Annotated in this window: 18 protein-coding genes; 8 read left to right on the forward strand and 10 right to left on the reverse strand. The window is 43.0% G+C overall.

Annotated elements, in window-relative coordinates:
• The 5 genes from PI95_RS36325 to PI95_RS29390 all read right to left on the reverse strand — a co-directional run.
• A partial coding sequence (locus PI95_RS36325) for a hypothetical protein (RefSeq protein ID WP_236117249.1) occupies nucleotides 1-249 on the reverse strand: 249 nt, incomplete at its 3' end.
• Between the two features lie 23 nt (nucleotides 250-272).
• A complete protein-coding gene (locus tag PI95_RS29375) occupies nucleotides 273-683 on the reverse strand; it encodes a hypothetical protein (protein ID WP_039752798.1) in 411 nt (136 codons plus the stop codon).
• 429 nt (nucleotides 684-1,112) lie between these two features.
• Nucleotides 1,113-1,565: a CAAD domain-containing protein gene (locus PI95_RS29380; RefSeq protein WP_039752797.1), complete on the reverse strand. Its 453-nt coding sequence runs from the start codon at nucleotides 1,563-1,565 to the stop codon at nucleotides 1,113-1,115.
• A gap of 44 nt (nucleotides 1,566-1,609) precedes the next feature.
• The gene (locus tag PI95_RS29385; protein ID WP_039752796.1) at nucleotides 1,610-2,074 is read right to left on the reverse strand and encodes a BON domain-containing protein; all 465 of its coding nucleotides are present in this window, start codon (nucleotides 2,072-2,074) and stop codon (nucleotides 1,610-1,612) included.
• A 135-nt stretch (nucleotides 2,075-2,209) separates the two neighbouring features.
• On the reverse strand, nucleotides 2,210-4,147 hold the full coding sequence (locus PI95_RS29390) for a hypothetical protein (RefSeq protein ID WP_039752795.1): 1,938 nt from the start codon (nucleotides 4,145-4,147) through the stop codon (nucleotides 2,210-2,212).
• Nucleotides 4,148-4,509: 362 nt separating this feature from the next.
• Between PI95_RS29390 and PI95_RS29395 the strand changes: the two genes are divergently transcribed.
• Together PI95_RS29395 and aqpZ are read left to right on the forward strand one after the other, a co-directional pair.
• Complete coding sequence (locus tag PI95_RS29395; protein WP_039752794.1) at nucleotides 4,510-7,626, forward strand: hypothetical protein; 3,117 nt, start codon at nucleotides 4,510-4,512, stop codon at nucleotides 7,624-7,626.
• 183 nt (nucleotides 7,627-7,809) lie between these two features.
• Complete coding sequence (gene aqpZ, locus PI95_RS29400; protein WP_039752792.1) at nucleotides 7,810-8,562, forward strand: aquaporin Z; 753 nt, start codon at nucleotides 7,810-7,812, stop codon at nucleotides 8,560-8,562.
• Nucleotides 8,563-8,778: 216 nt separating this feature from the next.
• Here aqpZ and PI95_RS29405 read toward each other — a convergent pair whose 3' ends face one another.
• Nucleotides 8,779-8,916 (reverse strand): hypothetical protein, encoded by a 138-nt coding sequence (locus PI95_RS29405; protein ID WP_163519300.1) that lies wholly within the window; start codon nucleotides 8,914-8,916, stop codon nucleotides 8,779-8,781.
• 243 nt (nucleotides 8,917-9,159) lie between these two features.
• On the opposite strand from PI95_RS29405, the gene PI95_RS37740 reads away from it, so the two are divergent.
• From PI95_RS37740 to PI95_RS29415, 3 genes are all read left to right on the forward strand, one after another.
• Nucleotides 9,160-9,303 carry a QAALIT motif small membrane protein gene (locus PI95_RS37740; RefSeq protein WP_507236770.1) on the forward strand — a complete coding sequence of 48 codons (144 nt, stop codon included), beginning with the start codon at nucleotides 9,160-9,162 and terminating at the stop codon, nucleotides 9,301-9,303.
• A gap of 132 nt (nucleotides 9,304-9,435) precedes the next feature.
• The gene (locus PI95_RS29410; RefSeq protein WP_039752791.1) at nucleotides 9,436-10,206 is read left to right on the forward strand and encodes a pentapeptide repeat-containing protein; all 771 of its coding nucleotides are present in this window, start codon (nucleotides 9,436-9,438) and stop codon (nucleotides 10,204-10,206) included.
• A 130-nt stretch (nucleotides 10,207-10,336) separates the two neighbouring features.
• On the forward strand, nucleotides 10,337-10,975 hold the full coding sequence (locus PI95_RS29415; RefSeq protein WP_039752790.1) for a TenA family protein: 639 nt from the start codon (nucleotides 10,337-10,339) through the stop codon (nucleotides 10,973-10,975).
• A gap of 122 nt (nucleotides 10,976-11,097) precedes the next feature.
• On the opposite strand, the gene PI95_RS37025 is transcribed toward PI95_RS29415, so the two are convergent.
• Nucleotides 11,098-11,790 (reverse strand): amidoligase family protein, encoded by a 693-nt coding sequence (locus PI95_RS37025; RefSeq protein WP_336507634.1) that lies wholly within the window; start codon nucleotides 11,788-11,790, stop codon nucleotides 11,098-11,100.
• Complete coding sequence (locus PI95_RS37030; RefSeq protein ID WP_268896840.1) at nucleotides 11,717-12,220, reverse strand: amidoligase family protein; 504 nt, start codon at nucleotides 12,218-12,220, stop codon at nucleotides 11,717-11,719. The genes PI95_RS37025 and PI95_RS37030 overlap by 74 nt, the downstream gene beginning before the upstream one ends.
• A 481-nt stretch (nucleotides 12,221-12,701) precedes the next feature.
• On the opposite strand from PI95_RS37030, the gene ilvD reads away from it, so the two are divergent.
• On the forward strand, nucleotides 12,702-14,387 hold the full coding sequence (gene ilvD / locus PI95_RS29425; protein ID WP_039752789.1) for a dihydroxy-acid dehydratase: 1,686 nt from the start codon (nucleotides 12,702-12,704) through the stop codon (nucleotides 14,385-14,387).
• Nucleotides 14,388-15,053: 666 nt separating this feature from the next.
• Entirely contained in the window at nucleotides 15,054-16,040 is a 987-nt protein-coding gene (locus tag PI95_RS29430; protein WP_052325757.1) for a leucine-rich repeat domain-containing protein, read from the forward strand.
• A 222-nt stretch (nucleotides 16,041-16,262) separates the two neighbouring features.
• Here the strand turns inward: PI95_RS29430 and PI95_RS29435 are convergent, their stop codons facing one another.
• Complete coding sequence (locus PI95_RS29435) at nucleotides 16,263-20,036, reverse strand: AAA-like domain-containing protein (protein WP_039752786.1); 3,774 nt, start codon at nucleotides 20,034-20,036, stop codon at nucleotides 16,263-16,265.
• A 113-nt stretch (nucleotides 20,037-20,149) separates the two neighbouring features.
• Here PI95_RS29435 and PI95_RS29440 point away from each other — a divergent pair, with 113 nt between their 5' ends.
• Nucleotides 20,150-20,305 carry a hypothetical protein gene (locus tag PI95_RS29440; protein ID WP_163519301.1) on the forward strand — a complete coding sequence of 52 codons (156 nt, stop codon included), beginning with the start codon at nucleotides 20,150-20,152 and terminating at the stop codon, nucleotides 20,303-20,305.
• On the opposite strand, the gene PI95_RS29445 is transcribed toward PI95_RS29440, so the two are convergent.
• Nucleotides 20,302-20,694: an aspartyl protease gene (locus PI95_RS29445; protein WP_039752785.1), complete on the reverse strand. Its 393-nt coding sequence runs from the start codon at nucleotides 20,692-20,694 to the stop codon at nucleotides 20,302-20,304. The genes PI95_RS29440 and PI95_RS29445 overlap by 4 nt on opposite strands.
• Nucleotides 20,695-20,752 lie beyond the last annotated feature (58 nt).

Below are 20,752 nucleotides of genomic sequence, written 5' to 3' on the forward strand. Positions count from 1 at the left end.
GTGAGCCAGCGCGGTCTTCTCCCAAAGGGAGAGGCTAGCGCCAAGGGGAGCCACCTCCGTGCGCGGGTTCCCCGCGTTGAGGAGAGTGGCGTGGTCTTCCCCATGAGCGACTGGCGAACCCCGAAGGGGGGAATTGGTAATGGGGAATGCAAAAGAGAGATTTTTACATTTACAGCGCCAGCAGGTATTAAATAAGCGACGACCGGGGCTTTCTTCCCGACCGTCGCACAGAGAATGCCGTATAACCATCAGAGAAACTTTAGTAATGAAAACTAAACTGCACCCGGACCTCTACCGCGTTTGTCACCTGTTTCGCTCAATTCTCCTTGCTTGTCTTCGTTGATTTCTTCAAATTCTTCGACACGTTCAGCTTGATCTGCTGCTGCTGTTTGGCGTGCATCTCCGGGTGTATCGTAATACATTTCCGGTTCAACTGCGTAGTTGTTCAACAGACCTTCTTTGTCGGTTGTGTAGCCGTCTGTGGTGCGGATGCTGTCACCAGGGTGGGTTTGGTCGTCGGTGATCGCGCTTGCTTCCCTTTCTTCGGTAGGGGTTGTTTTAAATTGATCTCCTTCTCTTTCTCTACGAGCCGCAGTTTCCGCAGGCACAATACCTCTATCGTAATTATCTTCTTTGGCGCGATCGGATGAATCTACTGCTTTATTAAACTTTTCCTCAGCCATAAATCAAATCCTTTTTCAACTGATTGAATAACTTTATAAACTAGATTAAGGGTTTTTGTTATGAAAATTACACTATCTTTAGAAAGGAATTAACTCAATCAACTCAGTTTGTTTCTCTATCATTAGGTAGATTTTTTCAAGAGATACAAATATTTTTCGCCAAAAAATCTTTACTAAGGAAGATAGATTTTCGTGCGTTTTAGTGTATGTAATTTTGGGCAATGCCGCTACTTATACTGTATAAGAATATGGTCAAGTCAGAAAGTTGATTTCGACTTGACCACAAACAAGCAAAAAGGATTGAGGACACAACATTTAATTTTAGTAAATTTGTCTGGAAAAGAAAATAAAGGCGAAAGAGATATTTCATTTCTAAGTGCCTTTCTTCTCCAGACAAATTTTAAAGAAAGCTAATCGGCAAGGGTTAATTTACATTTGGTCAACATTGCTGCCGCCAAAAGTCTGTTTTTTGAACGATTCAATGTTAGCAGATAATTCTTGCCGAGTCGATTCTTTGAGTAAATAGCGGAAAGTAAACCAAGTGGAGTAACTAATTCCTACTAACTCAAAAGTTGGAGATAGCAGCGGAATGTCATTGAGTGCATCCAATATTGCCAGAACTATTTTGACTGCGAGAATTGCTGCTATAAATAAACCAACGTTGATAATTGGTCGCTTGTATTCGCTAAAGAATCTACCTAAGTTTTCCGGCAATTTAGCCAAAAAGTCCGAAACTTGTTGTCCAAATTCCTGCAATTGATTTTCTGGTTCACTCGCAGGTGGTAGTATTGGCAGATTTTGCGGGTTTGAACCTTCAATTGCTACCATACCTTGTGGCGAAGCGGGAGTAGCGTATTCCGATTGTTGTAAGTTTGCGTCCATGTTTCTCCTGTTTTTGGGAATGGAAAACAATGTTTGAGTTTTGCTTATTTCTTAACAACGGTTGCTTTATTTTCCACCTTTGTGACACCTTTAATTTCTTTAGATAAAGGTTCAATCTTAGCTAATTGGGCTTCATTTGTCACAGTTCCGGTAACAGTTACTGTGCCATTTTCTGTAGCTTCAACTGCTAAATTACCGTTGGGGATGTTAGCTTCCAACTTAGAGCGAACTTGGCTTTTCAGGTCGCCTACAGCTCTGTCGGTATCGCCACCAGTCACATTATTCCGCTGTTCGCGAGCGCGAATGTCCTCATTTAGTTGTCTTCTACGGGTTTCACTTTGAGCGTCTTCTTTGGCAGCTTCAGTTGCTTGTACGCTTGGGGCTTCGGTTTGAGATACAGGTTTATTAGTATCATTTGGTGCATCCGCGCTGGTTTTAGCGGGATTTTGACAAGCAGCAGCACCAAAAAGTAATAAAGCACTAATAAAGAAAGGAGTTAACTTTTTCATTTGTTTAATTGTTACTAGAAACGGGTAAATTGTGAAGTGGTGAGGAGGAAGTTTTTCATTCTCTCGTTTCTAAGTTATACCTGACAATGCTTTAAAATCGGTAACAGGTTATGCTCAAAAACGAGAGGTAATAAGTTATAAGACAGTTTCATCGCGACGGTCAATAATGATGACTGCGGGTTCATCATTATTAACTGTCGTCGGCGGTACGTAATTGGTTTCAGTGGTGTTAACTACTGATGTTGGTTGAGTCACAACACCACGATCGCCTGGACGGTCTAAGTCGGTAGCATCATAAATGCCAAAATCTTCAACATGTCTCCGTCTAAGAATTTCTTCAGCGCGGTGAACTTCTGCGTCTGTACCATCGACGATTACCAAATAATCGCCTCTGTTAATGCGATCGTTATAAACCTTAGCATTTTTTTCCGGAATTCCTAAACCGACTAATGCCCCAGCTATACCCCCAGCTGCTGCACCAATCGCACCACCTGTCAATGCTGTAGCCAAAGCAGTTGCAGCCGCACCACCTAATAGTACTGGACCGACTCCGGGAATCGCTAAGGTGCCAAGACCAACTAATAAGCCGCCTAATCCGCCTAATGCGCCACCTGTAACTGCACCTGCTTTTGCACCATCATCGGCTTTGTTATCGTCTAGACGGTCATTTACACTTACACCACCAACGTTGTGGTCTGCGTTTTTACCAATAATCGAAACATGATTCAGCGATATTCCACCATCGCGCAAATCGCCAATTGCAGCTTCTGCATCACGACGATGAGCGAATACACCGATCGCTCTTTTTCTATGCAGAGGTGCGTTAGTGTTAACAACAGGTGTTGGTTCAACAAATCCCCGATTTAATGGTGCTGCAGCAACAACTGAGCGATCGCCTCGACGGTCTAAATCGGTAGCATCATAAATGCCAAAATCTTCAACATGTCTCCGTCTGAGGATTTCTTCAGCACGGTGAACTTCTGCATCTGTACCATCAACGATTACCAAATAATCGCCTCTGTTAATGCGATCGTTATAAACTTTCGCATTTTTTTCCGGAATTCCCAAGCCGACTAATGCCCCAGCTATACTCCCAGCTGCTGCACCAATACCAGCACCTGTCAAAGCTGTAGCCAAAGCAGTTGCAGCCGCACCACCTACTAGTACTGGACCGACTCCGGGAATTGCCAAAGTGCCAAGACCAACTAATAAGCCGCCTAAACCGCCTAATGCAGTACCTGTAACGGCACCTGCTTTTGCGCCATCATCGGCTTTGGTATTGTCTACACGGTCGTTAACACCCACACCACCGATGCGATCGCCATCTGCGTTTTTACCGATAATCGAAACATGATCCATCGATATTCCCGCATCGCGCAAATCGCCAATTGCAGCTTCTGCATCACGACGATGAGAAAATACACCGATCGCTCTTTTTCTATGTATGGGTGCGGTGGTGCTTACAGGAGTACCAACGCCAGTAACACCAACATCTCTAGTAACCACACCTGAAGTTACTGGGGGGCTATTTGGATGGTCATAAACGCCAAACTCTTCTATACCGCCGGTATGCAGAATTTTTTCCGCTTCGGCAATTTCCGCATCTGTACCATCAAGGATAACTAAATATTGTCCTCGTTGTACGCGATCGTTGTAAACCCTGGCTCGTTCTTCGGGAATTCCCAAACCAATTAATCCACCCAACAAACTACCAGCTACCGCACCAATACCGGCACCTGCTAAAGTTGTTGCTAAGGCGGTTGCTGTTGCCCCAGCCAGCATAATTGGTCCGATTCCCGGAATTGCTAAAGTCCCCAAACCAACTAACAAGCCTGTCAATCCGCCTAAAGTACCGCCAGTAACAGCACCTACTGTGGCACCTTCATCAGATTTATCGCCAACACGTTCTCTAACTTCCGCACCTGCTATATCTTTATCGCCGTCTGCATCTTGCACTACCACAGACACTCTATTCATGTCAAAGCCGGATTTTTTCAGTTCGTGCAGCGCTTCTTCTGCATCCCGGCGACGAGCAAATACGCCTACAGCGCGTCTATGTACTCCCACAACCATTTTGTAATTCTCCAATACTAATACTTTTCAAATTTATTGGCTTGAATAAATCTATTTCTACATTTTATTTGTAAACTCGTCATCAATCCCTTGGAAGAACTTTTACCTCTATCGCGAGTATGATATAAGTTCTTCTACCTATATGTTAATAACAACAAAGCAAAAACTTGCTTGTTTAATCTATATATAAAAATATAATTTATATTTCGGAGTTTATTTGAAGAAATGTATCAAAAATTAAATTAATAACTGCCTGCAAAACTACTACTTTTGATAAAAATATTTATGACCGAAGTCAGTGTAAATCAAGAGAAGCGATCGTTAGCCTAAAATAGTAGTAAGTGCGAAAGTGAGAAAATAATATGTTTTCCAGTTTCCAAACAGCTTTAAAGTTATACGAACACGGATTACAATCAATGCCAGTTGCTCAGGCAGTTGTAATTCCAGAAGTTTCGGTAGCCTTTTCTGGACCGAAGTTTTTGGTAGCAATGCTATCTGGTGTATTGATGGCATTTGCCTTTCAATTTTTATTAACAAACTTCTCTCTAGCTGTGGGAATCGCTGCTTTAGGTGGTGACTCATCTGATGATGATTCCCAAAGCTTGGGTAGTACAATTCGCAATGTTGAAGCAAAAGTAGGAATTTGGGCACTGATAACCGCGAGTATTGCTTTATTCGCTGCTTGTTTTCTAGCAGTAAAACTAAGTTTAATTGGTAGCGCAGCTTTAGGAGCAATTATCGGTGTAGTTATCTGGTCTGCTTACTTTTCATTAATAGTTTGGTTAGGTTCTTCAGCCGTAGGTTCATTAATTGGTTCTCTTGTAAAGACTGCATCTGCTGGCTTTCAAGGAATGATGGGAACAGCAACCGCAGCTTTAGGTGCTAATGCTGCTAAAAATCAAATGGTTTCGACAGCGGAAGATATTACAGCCGCAGTTCGTCGCGAATTAACTTCTGGTTTTGATTCTGACAGTATCAAAAATACGCTGCAAAGTTCTTTAAGTTCTCTGCAATTACCAAAGTTGGATACCAAAGATATTCGCAATCAATTTGACCAGTTGCTGAAAGATACTGATTTACAATCTCTCGGCAACAGCGATGTGTTGAAAAATATTAATCGCCAGAGTTTTGTTGATTTAGTTAGCAGTCGCACAGACTTTTCTCAAGAAGATATAAATAACATTGCTGACCAATTAGAAGGTGCTTGGCAACAAGTTTTAAATCGACAAAATCCCACAGAGCAAGTATTGAATTTGCTTAATTCTGCGAGTCCGGAAGAATTAAATTCTGATAAATTAGGCGAACGTCTTCAAGAGTTAGTTACATCTGGCAGTGGTAACGGCAAGCAAAGCAATGGCATGATGAAACAAGCTATTCAATATGGCTTGAGCGCTGCTGTACCTGTAGTATTGAAGAATGCAAATCTGTCGAATATCGATTTAGAAAAAATCACACCTCAGTTGCAAAAGCTGAAAGAAAAAGTTAAAGATGTAGATGTTGATAAAATTAGACAGCAATTACAAAATTTGAGCCAGCAAGCAACGGCAAAATTGCCAGCAGCTAGCAACACGATTAAGACGGATGTAGAAGATTACATTTTGAATTCGTTTCCTTGGCATTTCAATCGAATCACGCTGAAAGATGAATTCAAAGATGTGATTTATGACCAAAATGCAGATCCAGGAAAAGTAAGACGGCAATTAGAAGAACTCAACTTAGAGTATTTTACCAATTTGTTGAAGCAGCGTGGTGATATCAGCGAAGCGCGGATCAAAGAAATTTCCGAACAAATGGAAAGCGATCGCAACGAAGTTTTAGAAGTTGTTCGGCAAGCAGAATCCCGCGAAACAAATCAAAACTTCCGCACCCGCATTTCTGAATATCTGCGTTCGACAGGAAAAGAAGAACTCAACCCAGAAGGTATTCAACGCGATTTTGCTAAGTTAGTTGAAGATCCAGAAGCGGGTTTTGAAGATTTAAGCGATCGCTTCAAACAATTTGACCGCGATACTTTGGTACAATTGCTCAAGCAACGTCAAGATATCAGCGATGAAGAAGCTAACAATATTGTTGGTTCAATCGAAAACACTCGCGATAACGTCTTGAATCGCGCTCAAGAATTGCAACAACAAACAAAAGCTAAAGCTGATGAACTGCGTCAAAGAGTAGAAGAATATCTCCGCAATACTAACAAAGAAGAACTCAATCCGGACGCTATTAAACGCGAGTTTAAAGTATTGCTGGACGATCCGCAAGCGGGAATTAGCTTACTGCGCGATCGCTTATCGCAATTTGACCGCGATACATTAGTTCAACTGTTGAGTCAGCGTCAAGATTTAAGCGAAGAACAGCTTAACCAAATTCTCGATAATTTGGAATCGGTACGCGATAATATTTTGCAAGCACCGCAAAAAGTCGCAGATCAAGCGAAACAACAATACGAACAAACGACAACAGCAATCGGTGAATATCTCCGCAACACGAATCTAGAAGAACTGAATCCAGAAGGTATCAAAGCAGATTTAGAAAAGTTACTCGACAATCCCAAAGAAGGTGCATCTGCTTTACGCGATCGCTTATCGCAAGTTGATCGAGAAACCTTAACTAAACTTGTCACCTCCACCGGAAACTTAAGCGAAGAACAAGTTAATCAGATAATCGATGAAGTACAATCAGCGATTGACAGCATTGTAAAAGCACCGCGTCGTTTAGCAAATCGTGCTACCAAACAAGCTTTAGATTTTGAAGCGAATCTGGAAAACTATTTGCGGAACACTAACAAAGAAGAACTTAACCCAGATGCAATCAAGCGCGATTTACAATTGTTGTTGTATTCTCCCCGTGCGGGAATTGGAAGTTTAAGCGATCGCGTTTCTAAAATCGACCGTTCATCATTAGTTGCATTGCTCTCCCAACGTGAGGATATCTCCGAAGAAGAAGCAAACCGTATTGTAGACCAAATCGAATCGGTTCGCAACTCACTTGTAGAACAGTACCAACAGATTCAGCAACGAGTGCAATCGGTAGTTGAGGGAAGTTTTGCGAAAATTCGCGACTATCTCAACGCGCTGGATCGTCCGGAACTCAACTATGAAGGAATTAAGCAAGACGTTACGAAAGTCTTTGACGATCCCCAAGCTGGATTTGAAGCTTTGCGCGATCGCTTGAGTCAATTCGACCGTGGTACTTTAGTTTCTGTCATTAGTTCGCGTCAAGATATTTCCGAAGCGCAAGCTAATAAGATTATCGACCAAATTGAAGCCTCACGCGATAGCGTTTTGCACCAAGCCGAACGCATCCAAAAAGAAACACAAAGACGTTTAAAGGCAATTAAAGACCAAGCGAAAAAGCAAGCCGAAGAAACCAAGAAAACCGTTGCAAGTGCAGCTTGGTGGTTATTTGGTACAGCTTTAACATCCCTCGCAGCTAGTGCAATTGCGGGTGCGATCGCTGTATCAGGTGTACCCTTTATCGGTTAAATCCGAACCAGATACCCGACTTCTCTAAGAAGTCGGGTATCTTATTTGTCAAGATGATTTTGAACAGTTTTTATTAATTACCAAATAAACCAATATAAATTAAAATAAACCGAATAAACTAATGACAAATAAAACTATTAGATAATATTGACTTATTACTAATTTCATGCTGTTACTAATAACATGTCACAGTTTAAGCGTTGTCTAGCAGAGTTTATAGGAACTTTCTGGCTAGTATTTGGTGGTTGTGGTAGTGCAGTATTAGCAGCAGCATTTACAGCAGAAAATGCAAACATTGCTGAGAATATAAGATACCCTTTAGGCATCGGATTAGTTGGAGTTTCTTTAGCGTTTGGTCTGTGTGTATTGACAATGGCTTATGCGATGGGTCCTATTTCTGGGGGTCACTTTAATCCAGCGGTTTCTATTGGACTTTGGGCAGCAAAGCGCTTTCCCGCATCAGAGCTTTTGTTGTATATTGGCTCTCAGGTATTTGGAGCGATCGCTGCTGCCGGCATTCTCTATTTAATTGCTTCTGGTAAACCAGGATTTATACTTAGCGGTTCAAATCCCCTGGCAACTAACGGTTTTGGACCCGATCATTCTCCTGGTGGCTATTCGTTGTTTGCTTGTTTTATTACCGAGTTAGTTCTCAGTTTCATCTTTTTGATAATTATCTTGGGTGCTACTGACTCTCGTGCGTCTGGTGGTTTTGCTCCCATTGCCATTGGTTTAGTATTAACACTGATTCACTTGATTAGCATTCCCGTTACTAATACATCGGTGAATCCGGCTCGGAGTTTGGGTCCTGCGGTTTTCGTGGGTGGTTGGGCGATCGATCAGTTGTGGCTATTTTGGACAGCACCAATTCTCGGAGCTTTTTTAGCAGGAACATTCTATTATCAGCTTTTGTCAGCATCGAAACCACAAAGGTAGTTTTATAAACTCGTAGTGGGCACTAAAGTGCCCAAATAAAGCGATAAATCGCTTACTACGGTGTAACGCAGATTTAGGCGGTGTAAATCTGCGTAATATGAAGTTCGGTTAATTACTTATAAAAAACTGGCATTGCATAACCGTGGAATGAATCATAGAGACGTAGGGCGCGGAACGTCTCTACAATATATTCAATTTTTGACGTATAATGCAAAATCATCGTTTTTTAATTAGGCGATCGCGCACTCGATTTTGGTTTACACGCTCATAGTGCGATCGCTCTTTTTGGATCAAACCATAAGAATCGCATGTCGCGCATTCTTGTAGCTTGGCGCGATTTTCTTGCGATCGCAAGTCTATGTAGTTGATCCCCGCTTGTCAGTAAAAAATACAGAATTTATTTATATTGTTTGTAGTTCCTGGTCAGTAATCGGGGATCGCCCTATAACCAGAATTTACGTGACTAACATCACCCCGAAAACAGATGCAAATCACGTTTACCACATTCGGTTATCACTTAGCTTGGGAGAAACATAAATCATACGCTAAAACGGAAATAGTGGTTGAGTGATTACTTAATGATTGTGAGGTGTGACTATGCTGGAAAAATTATTATTGGCGACTTTCCTAACTTTTGCACTTAGCTTATCTGCCAAGATTAGTTGGTCTTCACCTCAGACAACTAGGCAGGTGAACTTGCACAATCATGCAGTTTTCACTTTAACCGAGCGGAATAACTGAATCTATACAGCACTACAGTCGGCGATAGACTCATCTCAAGGATCTAGTTATGCTTGATACTTTCAGCTGAGTTATAACTGTGTCAACCTTCTCAGGCGAACTTTTTAGTTAAGAAAGATTCTGACACAGATTATGAAAAAGCCAGCTCTATCCACAGTCGTATTTTTAACCACAATTAGCTTGACAACCGTCGCTCAAGCTGCAAATTCTGAACACATTAGACAGTTGCTAGCAACCAAACAATGTGAAAGCTGCGATTTAAGCGGTGCTGGTTTGGTGCTAGCAGACTTATCTGGAGCCAATTTGAGCAAAGCTAATCTCAGTGGTGCAAACCTCAGTCGTGCAAACTTGAGCGGTGCTGATTTAACAGGTGCAAACTTGAGCGGTGCGAGTTTATTTGGAGTTAACCTCAGCGGTGCGAAACTTAATGACGCAAATTTGCTGGGTACTGACTTGAGAAATAGCTATCTTGCGAACGCGGAACTAAATAATGTCAGCCTTAACAATGCTAACTTGCAAGGAGCGCTGGGTATACCATTGCAAGCAGCCAAGCCAGAAGAATTTTATGCTTGGGGTGTAGCAGAAGCGCAAAAAGGCAACCAACAACAAGCAATTGATTATTTTAATCAAGCGATCGCTATTAAACCAGACTTTGCCGGCGCTTATCTCGCTCGTGGTGTCGCTCGTTATCAAATTTTAGATAGACAAGGTGCATTTCAAGATGCTCAAATCGCCGAAAATTTGTTTAAAACTAAAAACGACAACCCCGGAATGCAAACAGCACAAGCTTTTCTTCTCGAACTGAAAACACCTCAAGGTAGTAAAGTAACTACCGGCAAACCTAGTTTAGTTGACTTTTTAGGCGGAGTGGCGTCAGTATTACTTCAGTTCTTTCCCTTTTAGGGGAGTGGGGAGTGGGGAGTGGGGAGTGGGGAGTGGGGGGACAAGGAGACAAGGGGGACAATTTCTTTCTATTACCTATTACCTATTACCCATTACCTATTACCTATTACCTATTCCCAACACTTAACAAATGACCATATCTGCCCAATTGTGGAAAGCAAATCAAGATTTAGCGCAAGCTTGTTTAGAGCATCCTTTTGTTCAAGGCATTGCTGATGGTACGCTAGATCCGCAGAAGTTCGCTTACTATGTAGGACAAGATGCTTTTTTCTTAGAAGCTTTTGCTCGTGCTTACAGTATCGCAGCTGCGAAAGCACCAGATTGGGCAGGATTTATCGTATTTCACAATTTAGCTGCTGGAGTTTTGCAAGAATTACAGCTACATCAAAGCTATGCTGAAGCGTGGAAAGTCGATTTGCAATCTGTTGAACCAGAAGCAGCTACTAGGCGCTATACTGACTTTTTATTAGCGATCGCTTGGGGTGGAGATGTCGGTTTAACTGCTGCTGCGATGTCTCCCTGTATGCGTTTGTATGCGTTTTTGGGACAAGAGTTAGCGCGTAATGGTATTCCCAATCATCAGTATGCAGACTGGATTCGCACTTATAGCAGCGCAGATTTTCAGCCACTCGCAGCACAATTAGAAAGCTTAGTAGAAAGTTATGCTACTGCTACTACCTTAGTACATTCAACTTATCGTTATGCCATGTTGTGCGAGCGAGACTTTTTTCAAGCAGCATGGTCAGCTAATTATATCAATTCGATTTGATATATATCCGTTGAATTAATTTTACGTCGTAGAGACGTTCCACTGGAACGTCTCTACAATTCGCGCCGGAACGTCTCTACAATTCGCGCCGGAACGTCTCTACAATTCGCGCCGGAACGTCTCTACAATATATATGATATCCTTTTGGCGCGAGACAACCAAACAAAGCGAAAATCTTCAGATAAAGGTAGTTCTTTGAGAAACTCCTGCACAGATTCTAATTTCCATTCTAGGGGTGCAGATAATGATATTTTGGGTGCTGTTATTGCATAACGTAGAATTGCTTCCATCAACGCTGCTGCTTCAATAATCGGTTGTGGGTGCATCGAAGATGGGAAAATACGAGCTTCAAAGGTATGTTTGCTCTTGATTTCGTGAATCAGATTTTTCAGGTTAAAGTCGCAGTATTTTGTCAACTGAAGTTTGGCAAGATGTGCTTTAGCATCAGACCAAGGTAACTCAGAAAAATCAGGTTGATTAACTAATGCTAATAACTTTTCATTCCACGTTCCCAAGCGGGTGCATCTTGTATTTGTTCCTACCAATCGTTTGAGATTTTCCCCATGTATCCATAAAATATTAACTAGATTAGCAATAACTCTGGCAGAACATAAAGGTGTAGCATCAAAGTGCAGATGAGTTGCACTCTCAGCCGGAATGGTAAAGTTAAGAAAGCGTGCTTTTGCTAAAAGACTTTCTAAGCGTTCTTGATGATTAACTTCGATAGGTGGGGTAATTAACTCACAAGGACGTTCTCGTTCTCCCGGTAGGGGTGCAGCGATCGCGTGGCGGATTTCCTGTACTATCGGCAACACGCACCATCCCCCCAATTCCTTCTTCGGGATTAGTAGCGAATAAATTAGCGATCGGTTTGAGGACTTCGCTCAGAGAATCACCAGCATCGGTTTGGCAACTCACCAATTCTAATAGTCTACTATCATCGCTAACAATTCGATACCATCCAGGCTTCGGTTTTTCACTTTTATCTAAGTCGTCTTGAAGGGTAAGATCGTCAACACATCGAGCAATCAATTGTCCTTGTCTGGCTTTCGCCTCAAACCCCAATGTAAGATTGTGAAATAACGGAGTTCCCACAACCAAGCTTGGTTCACACTGAAGGTGGAAAATAGGATGTATCCACCCATCATGTTGCTGCGCGATCGCTTCTGCTAAGTCACGTCTGCTAAGTTCCCTCGGTGCCATTAACTCAATCTCAAAGCCAATTTTCCAATTCAATTCAGCCATAATCGTTTAAGTAATTTGGTGTAAATAATATATGTGCGTGATGATTGTTGTAGGGGTGAGGTTTCCCCACCCTTGGAATGAACGTGGACAAAAATGGACAGCCTTGTTTACTAGATCCTCGATACCCCACGACATTTTCGGATGTTCGCGCTAGCGTCTCCGAAGGAGAAGGCTGTCAATGAGTGAAAGAGTGTTTGTGAATCCCCTTACTTAACGACAATCCATATGTCGCAATCATTAATTGAATCGGTATTAATAGTTGGTCGAATAAATACAGGTAATATCATATCCAGTTAATTGCCTATATTGTAGAGACGTTCCAATGGAACGTCTCTACGACGGTCATGGCTTAATTCTGCAACAAAGTTGTGAAGACAAGCTACACGTTGCGACGCAAATCTTGTGTTACAGTTTGTGATATTTTGAAATAATCGCACAAAAGAAGCACTAAAACAAAGATGATGGTGCGGAAGGGAAAAAAATGTCAGAAAATTTGAGAAGCCAAGTTGTCACTCAAGGGGTACAGCGATCGCCTAATCGAGCGATGCTACGTGCTGTTGGTTTTCAAGATGAAGATTTTACCAAGCCAATTGTCGGTGTAGCTAATGGTTACAGCACCATTACTCCCTGCAATATGGGCATAAATAAACTGGCACTAAGGGCAGAAGCTAGTATTAAAAATGCTGGAGGAATGCCGCAATTGTTCGGTACTATTACTATTAGTGATGGTATTTCGATGGGAACTGAGGGAATGAAATATTCCCTGGTGTCACGAGAAGTAATTGCTGATTCGATTGAAACTGCTTGCACTGGGCAAAGTATGGATGGTGTACTTGCCATTGGGGGTTGTGATAAAAATATGCCAGGAGCGATGATTGCGATCGCTCGCATGAATATCCCGGCTATCTTTGTTTATGGTGGTACAATCAAACCCGGACACCACGATGGACGTGATTTAACTGTTATCAGTTCTTTTGAAGCTGTCGGACAATACAGCGCTGGGAAAATTGACGAGAAGGAACTTTTAGAAGTTGAGGGCAAAGCTTGTCCGGGTGCTGGTTCCTGTGGGGGAATGTACACTGCAAATACCATGTCTTCCGCTTTTGAGGCGCTGGGTATGAGTTTACCATATTCCTCGACGATGGCGGCAGAAGATGCGGAAAAGGCAGATAGTACAGAAAAATCCGCGTTTTACTTAGTCGAAGCAATCCGCAAGCAAATCTTACCCAGCCAAATTATCACCCGCAAATCTATCGAAAATGCCATTTCGGTGGTTATGGCAGTCGGTGGTTCCACAAATGCAGTATTGCATTTTTTGGCGATCGCACACACTGCTGGTGTTGAACTTAATTTAGATGACTTTGAAATCATCCGCGCTCGCGTTCCAGTTTTGTGCGATTTAAAACCCAGCGGACGTTATGTAGCCACCGACTTACACAAAGCTGGTGGTATTCCCCAAGTGATGAAAATGCTACTTGTGCATGATTTACTCCACGCAGATGCTCTCACCATCACCGGACAAACAATTGCCGAAGTCTTGGCAGATATACCAGATGAACCATCTCCCAACCAAGATGTAATTCGTCCTTGGGATAACCCGATGTATCGTCAAGGACACTTGGCTATTCTTAGGGGAAATCTGGCAACAGAGGGAGCAGTAGCGAAAATTACAGGCGTAAAAGTGCCGAAGATTACGGGAACTGCACGAGTATTTGAATCAGAAGAATCTTGTTTAGATGCGATTTTGGCAAAGAAGATAAATGCAGGTGATGTTCTCGTGATTCGCTACGAAGGACCCAAGGGAGGTCCGGGGATGCGAGAGATGCTAGCACCCACCTCAGCAATTATCGGTGCGGGTTTAGCTGATTCGGTCGGGTTAATTACAGACGGAAGATTTTCTGGGGGTACATATGGGATGGTAGTTGGACATGTGGCACCAGAAGCAGCAGTTGGGGGAGCGATCGCCCTTGTGGAAGAAGGTGATACTATAACAATTGATGCTCATGCTCGACTGTTGCAATTAAACGTATCCGATGAAGAATTAGCTAATCGTCGTGCAAATTGGCAACCTCGTCCACCTCGTTATACTAAGGGTGTGTTAGCGAAGTATGCTAAATTAGTATCTACCAGCAGTCTCGGTGCGTTGACTGACTTAGATTTGTTTTGACAATTGGGTGTAGTTCGTTAATAGACCTCGCTTCCATTCCTCTCTCCTTGCAGGAGAGAGGCTTTGATTCTCCCCCTTCCCGGAATAGGGAAGGGGGCTGGGGGGGTTAGGTTTGTTGGTATATTTGACTAAAGTGAAAATCGTTATACTCATTAATGAGGTTCCAAGACTCATTAATGAGGTTCAAAGACTCATTAATGAGGTTCCAAGACTCTTTAATGAGGTTCCGAGACTCATTAATGAGGTTCCAAGACTCATTAATGAGGTTCCGAGACTCATTAATGAGGTTCCGAGACTCATTAATGAGGTTCAAAGACTCATTAATGAGGTTCAAAGACTCATTAATGAGGTTCAAAGACTCATTAATGAGGTTCAAAGACTCATTAATGCAGTTCCAACACTCATTAATGCAGTTCCAACACTCGTTATACGAAAAAATCAGACTTATCGCAGAACTAAGTAGGTAGGTTGAATTAAATATAAAACTACCGTCGGGTGTATTACTGCCATTCATTACAGCACCTGGGACTATAAATGGTGCGTTAAACTTCGTTATAACGCACCCTACTTGTCCACGCCAGATGCTTCAACGCGGGAAACCCGCGCAACGCACTGGCTCCCCTTGTCCCCCTGTCCCCCTGTCGTCCCCCCTCCCCCTAATTACTCATGACCGACAAAGAACTGCTACAGCTAATTGAACAAGCTGCAAGAGAAGGGGCAACCGAATTTGACCTCTCTGGCAAAGACTTGACAGCTTTACCCGCTGAAATTGGTAAGCTGACTCAACTCAAAAAGCTGATTCTCGGCAAATACCAATATAATCAAAAGGGTTATATCGTCGGTACTATCGGGAACAACCTGAGCGTTTTACCTGCGGAAATTGGATTACTTAATCATCTTCAAGAACTTCAAGTTGTTGCTAATAACTTAACCAGTCTGCCAGAGGAAATTGTCCAACTCACCAACTTAGAAACGCTCTACCTCAGTAGAAATCAACTGAGCAGTCTGCCGCAGGAAATTGTCCAACTCACCAACTTACAATCGCTCGACCTCAGCAGAAATCAACTGAGCAGTCTGCCACAGGAAATTGGAAAACTCACCAACTTACAATCGCTCGACCTCAGCAGAAATCAACTGAGCAGTCTGCCGCATGATTTTGGAAAACTTACTAACTTACAAACGCTCGACCTCTACGATAATCAACTGAGCAGTCTGCCAAACGAAATTGTCCAACTGGTCAACTTACAAACGCTCGACCTCTACAATAATCAACTGAGCAGTCTGCCGCATGATTTTGGAAAACTCACCAACTTAGAAACGCTCAACCTCAGCAGCAATCGACTCAGCAGTCTGCCAGAAGAAATTGTCCAACTCACCAACTTAGAAACGCTCGACCTTAGCAGCAATCAACTGAGCAGTCTGCCGCATGATATTGTCCAACTGGTCAACTTAGAAACGCTCGACCTCTACAATAATCAACTGAGCAGTCTGCCAGAAGAAATTGGACAACTCCAAAAACTCAGACATCTGGATCTGCGTAGTAACCCAGTCCCCATTCCACCTGAGATTTGGGGACTAAAGGAATTGTGTCAAAATCCTGGGGATGTAAGCGAAATTCTCGATTTGTATTTCCGGGTGGAAGATCTGAGTTGATATCAAGTTCGGCAAATTAGTTACTATTGGGTGCATCTGTGCAAAAATCCGAAAACTGCTCCCTACCAAGAACTGCGGTCTTAATAATAAGTCTTTAACCGAACCCGATATGAGTGGCTTAAAAAGCGTATAAGTGCGAGGCTGTTACTACCAGCTTATCGCGCCGACTATGCACCGCATACACACCTTGTCCCCCTTGTCCCCCTGTCCCCTCCCTGTCCCCTAACTAGGACAAACCTGCTTCCCCACATCAGGACGTGTAGAAAGATAATCTTTTAGCCATCCGCAACTTCGTGCTAGCAGTTCATCCAAACCCTCAACCGGACGCAACTGGACGGTATTCTCACCAACTACAATCGCAATTAGTTTACCATCCGGGCTAAACACTCCAAAGCTAGCTTGATATTCAGCAAACTGCTGCCAAGTATCGCCTACTTGAGTCCATAAGCGTAGTGTACCGTCTTTTGAAGCAGTCGCAACCGTCTTGCCATCATCACTAAACATCACATTGTTAACCTCTCCATTATGCTTGAGGGTGTCAAGTTCCTTTCCTTTGAGGTTCCACAACTTGGCTGTATTGTCTTTTGATGCAGTCGCAACCGTCTTGCCGTCAGGACTAAACACCACATTGTTAACCTCTGCGTTATGCTGGAGGGTGGCAATTTCCTCTCCTTTGAGGTTCCACAACTTGGCTGTATTGTCTTTTGATGCAGTCGCAATAGTCTTGCCATCATTGCTAAACACTACATCGTTAACCGCATTGTTATGTTTGAAGGTGGCAATTACATGACCTTGCAGGTTCCACAACTTGGCTGTACCGTCTTTTGATGTAGTCGCTACAGTTTTGCCATCATTGCTGAACACCACTTTGTAGACTGGAACATTATGCTTGAGGGTAACAATTACATCACCTTGCAGATTCCATAACTTAGCTGTACCGTCTTTTGATGCAGTCCCAACAATCTTATTGTCGTTGCTGAACACCACATCGTAGACTTCTCCTTGATGTTGGAGAGTGGCAATTAAGCTGCCTTGCAGGTTCCACAATTTCGCTGTTTTGTCTTTTGAAGCTGTGGCTATTTTGCCATCATTACTCAACACCACTTTGTAAACTTGATCGTTATGCTGGAGGGTGGGAATTTCCTTTTTTTGCAGGTGCCACAATTTCGCTGTTTTGTCTTTTGAAGCTGTCGCTATAGTTTTGCCATCATTGCTGAAGACCGCTTTGTAAACTTGACCCTTATGCTGGACGGTGGCAACTTCGCTTACTTTGAGGTTCCACAAGCGAGCTGTGCTTTCATCTGAAGCTGTTGCCACAGTCTTGCCATCAGGACTAAACACCACATCGTTGACCGCATCGTTATGGTTGAAGGTGGCAATTTCATGACCTTGCAGGTTCCACAACTTAGCTGTTTTGTCAGTTGATGCTGTCGTCACAGTCTTGCCGTCGGGACTAAACACCACATCGTTGACCGCATCGTTATGCTGGAGGGTGGCAATTTCCCTTGGACTGAACCCGGACAAAAATGGACAGGCTTCATCCGAGTGACTCGTTGGGTGTTGAGGATCTTTAAAACAAGCCTGTCCATTTTTGTCTAGCTTTTGTGAAACCCCTCCTTTGAGGTTCCACAAATTCGCTGTCTTGTCACGTGATGCAGTGGCAATAGTCTTGCCGTCAGGACTAAACAACACTTTGTAGACCACATCGTTGTGCTTGAAAATAGCAATTTCCCCTCCTTTGAGGTTCCACAACTTCGCTGTCTTGTCACCTGATGCAGTCCCAACCGTCTTGCTATCTGGGCTAAACACCACGTTTCTAACTACACCTTTATGCTTGAGAGTGGCAATTTTCCCTCCTTTGAGGTTCCACAACTTCGCTGTCTTGTCATCTGATGCTGTTGCCACCATCTTGCCGTCAGGACTAAACGCTACGCTGTAAACCGCTTTGTTATGCTTGAGGGTGGCAAGTCCCTTACCTTGCAGGTTCCACAACTTCGCTGTCTTGTCAGCTGAAGCAGTTGCCACCATCTTGCTGTCGGGACTAAACGCTACGTTGATAACCTCTGTGTTATGGTTGAGGGTAGCAAGTCCCTTACCTTGCAGGTTCCACAACTTCGCTGTTTTGTCTTTTGAAGCAGTTGCTACCGTCTTGCCATCAGGACTAAATGCTACGTTGATAACCTCTGAGTTATGGTTGAGGGTAGCAAGTACGATACCTTGCGGGTTCCACAACTTCGCTGTAGCGTCACTTGATGCAGTGGCAATAGTCTTGCCATCAGGACTAAACACCACCTTTTCAAGCGCACCTTTATGCTCTAATCGATTTTTCTCGTGAATATTTTCTAAAGTGGTTTGCAAGGATAGTAGAGGACTTACAGTTGGGTATTTTATCAGCGATCGCCCATCATTAACTACTTCTTTTAAATCGTTTGCAGGTTGTATCGCTTCGATTAAATTATCAATACTAGCAAACTCAGACAACCGCAACAAACGTGCAGATGATTGTTCCAACTGTGTGGCAATTTGTGCTATTCTAAATTGCTGCCAACCAAATGCAGCCAATCCACCTGAAGCGATCGCTCCAATTGCAGTGAAAAACAAAATGCGCCTAGCTTTCTGTTGTGCAACTGCTAATACTTGATTTGCTTGCAATTCTTTCTCTAAAGCCTTTTCCGCTTTTTGTCGCGCTTGTGCCAAAATTTGATTAGCTTCTTTTTCAACTGCTAAAGCTGCTTGTTTGTCAAACTCCTGACTTGCAGATAAATATTGATAATCTAAATTGCTTAAACTCTTGTCAGTTGACCATTGTAAAGCTTCTTGCAAAGCTTGTCCCCGCAACAGACGCGAATTGTCTTGTGACTCAGAAGCAACCCAGGCATTGAGTGTATTGGCATATGGGCGGAGTTTTGCAAGTTCTTTCTCGCACCACTCTTCATTAAATATCGTCTCATAAATTTGGTTATAAATTCGCAGCTTGCCACCACGTTTGACAGCCAACCCAGTTAAACGCAGTTCTGTTTGTTCTGGACTATCGTCAGCTTCTATCTCTTTCTCTCGCAAAATCTGCTGACACAAAGCTAATAATCGTCCGGTACGCTGTTCGCTACTTCGCAACAGTCTATCCCGAAGTGTTCTTAAATGCTCTGGCTCGTCTTGCGTTTCCCAATTCTGAATAATCTTATTTTGAATAACATCAGCAACTATTTCTGGTAAACTTAAAGATTGATTGGCGAATTTCACCACCAACTTACAAACCTTTTGCGTGAGAAACGGTTGTCCCCCAGTCCAATCCAACACAGCTTGCATTAATACTTGCTCTTCACCTACTCCTGCTAATCCGGTTGCCAGGGGTTGTGCTTCTTCAAGTTGAAATCCGGTTAAATCAATTGCTCTGCCAATATTAAATGGTGTGCGTCGCTTATCGCCAATTAAATCAGAAGGTGTTGATACACCCAACAGTGCAAATGTCAAGCGGTTATATATAAATTGGTCTGCACGTCGGTTGTAACAGTCGCGGATAACGGCGAAAAAATCATCTAAATTAAAATTGATGCTGAGGATACTATCAATTTCATCAATAAAAATAACAATGTTCTCACTAATCGACTTTAGCAGCACAGTTTCGATAAACTTACTTAAACGCTGCACTGGTGAGAGCAAATCGTTCTCTGTCCACCACTCATCTAAATCAAAATCATTGTAAAGCCCAAATGTCCCAACAATAGTATCAATAATCCCCGCATACCATTGTTCTGGGGTAATATCCGATGTACCGATCGCTGTAATATCAATTGCCGCACAAGCAACACCTTTCGATTGCAATCGCTGCATCACATGCACCCGCAAGCTTGATTTTCCCATTTGCCGAGAATTTAGTACATAACAAAATTCTCCCGCTTGCAAACTTTCATAAAGTTCTGTATCAGCTTTGCGGGTGACATAAGTTAAAGCATCTTCAGGAAGACTACCTCCAACTTGATATTGATACTGCGTCATCTGAAGTATGATGTGTAAAGGATAATAAGACAAACGACTGCTAACTACATAGATATTAAACGATTACCCAATCATTAATATTTGTATAGACCGCGTTATAAGCGTTACAGGCAGTGCTTAACGAGCAGCGAGAAGTAGTGCGAATTCAGGCTATTGAGCGATCGCTCAAATTGAGCGGCAGTCTGAAACCGATGATTGGTAACGTTGCCTATTATCCACCGCACATATCAAGAGCGATCTCACCAACAATCAAAGTACGGTGGGGTTAAACCGCGTTTAGCTTGTTAAGTTCCACGCGACCACCCTCAATTGCTTGAACTGTTAGCTGATAGCCCTCCATCAGCGACATCCCAATCAGTGGCTCTGAATCAGCTTCATCAAGAGGAATTGTAAGAATTGCTGCGTCCCACAAGACAACCGCTTCGCACACGTTAAATATACATTCCCTACCATCTCCCAGAATGGCTCGTCCTCGTCGTTTCCAGATTAGTCCCAGTTCGGCAATAATACTTGGAGGCAATGATAGCCACCCGTTAAAACCTGTGTCCACAATAACATCTTGCGTATAAATCTGCCCCGTGACACTACAGACTGATAGTGGAATGATTGGCTCAAAATCCCCCTGCAACAACCCACGACAAATGTGGACAGCCTTCATCCGAGGTTGTCGTGGGGCATCGAGGATCTATTAAACAAGGCTGTCCACATTTGTCTAG

This window comes from Hassallia byssoidea VB512170 (genome assembly GCF_000817785.2).
Lineage (GTDB): Bacteria > Cyanobacteriota > Cyanobacteriia > Cyanobacteriales > Nostocaceae > Hassallia > Hassallia carrinoi.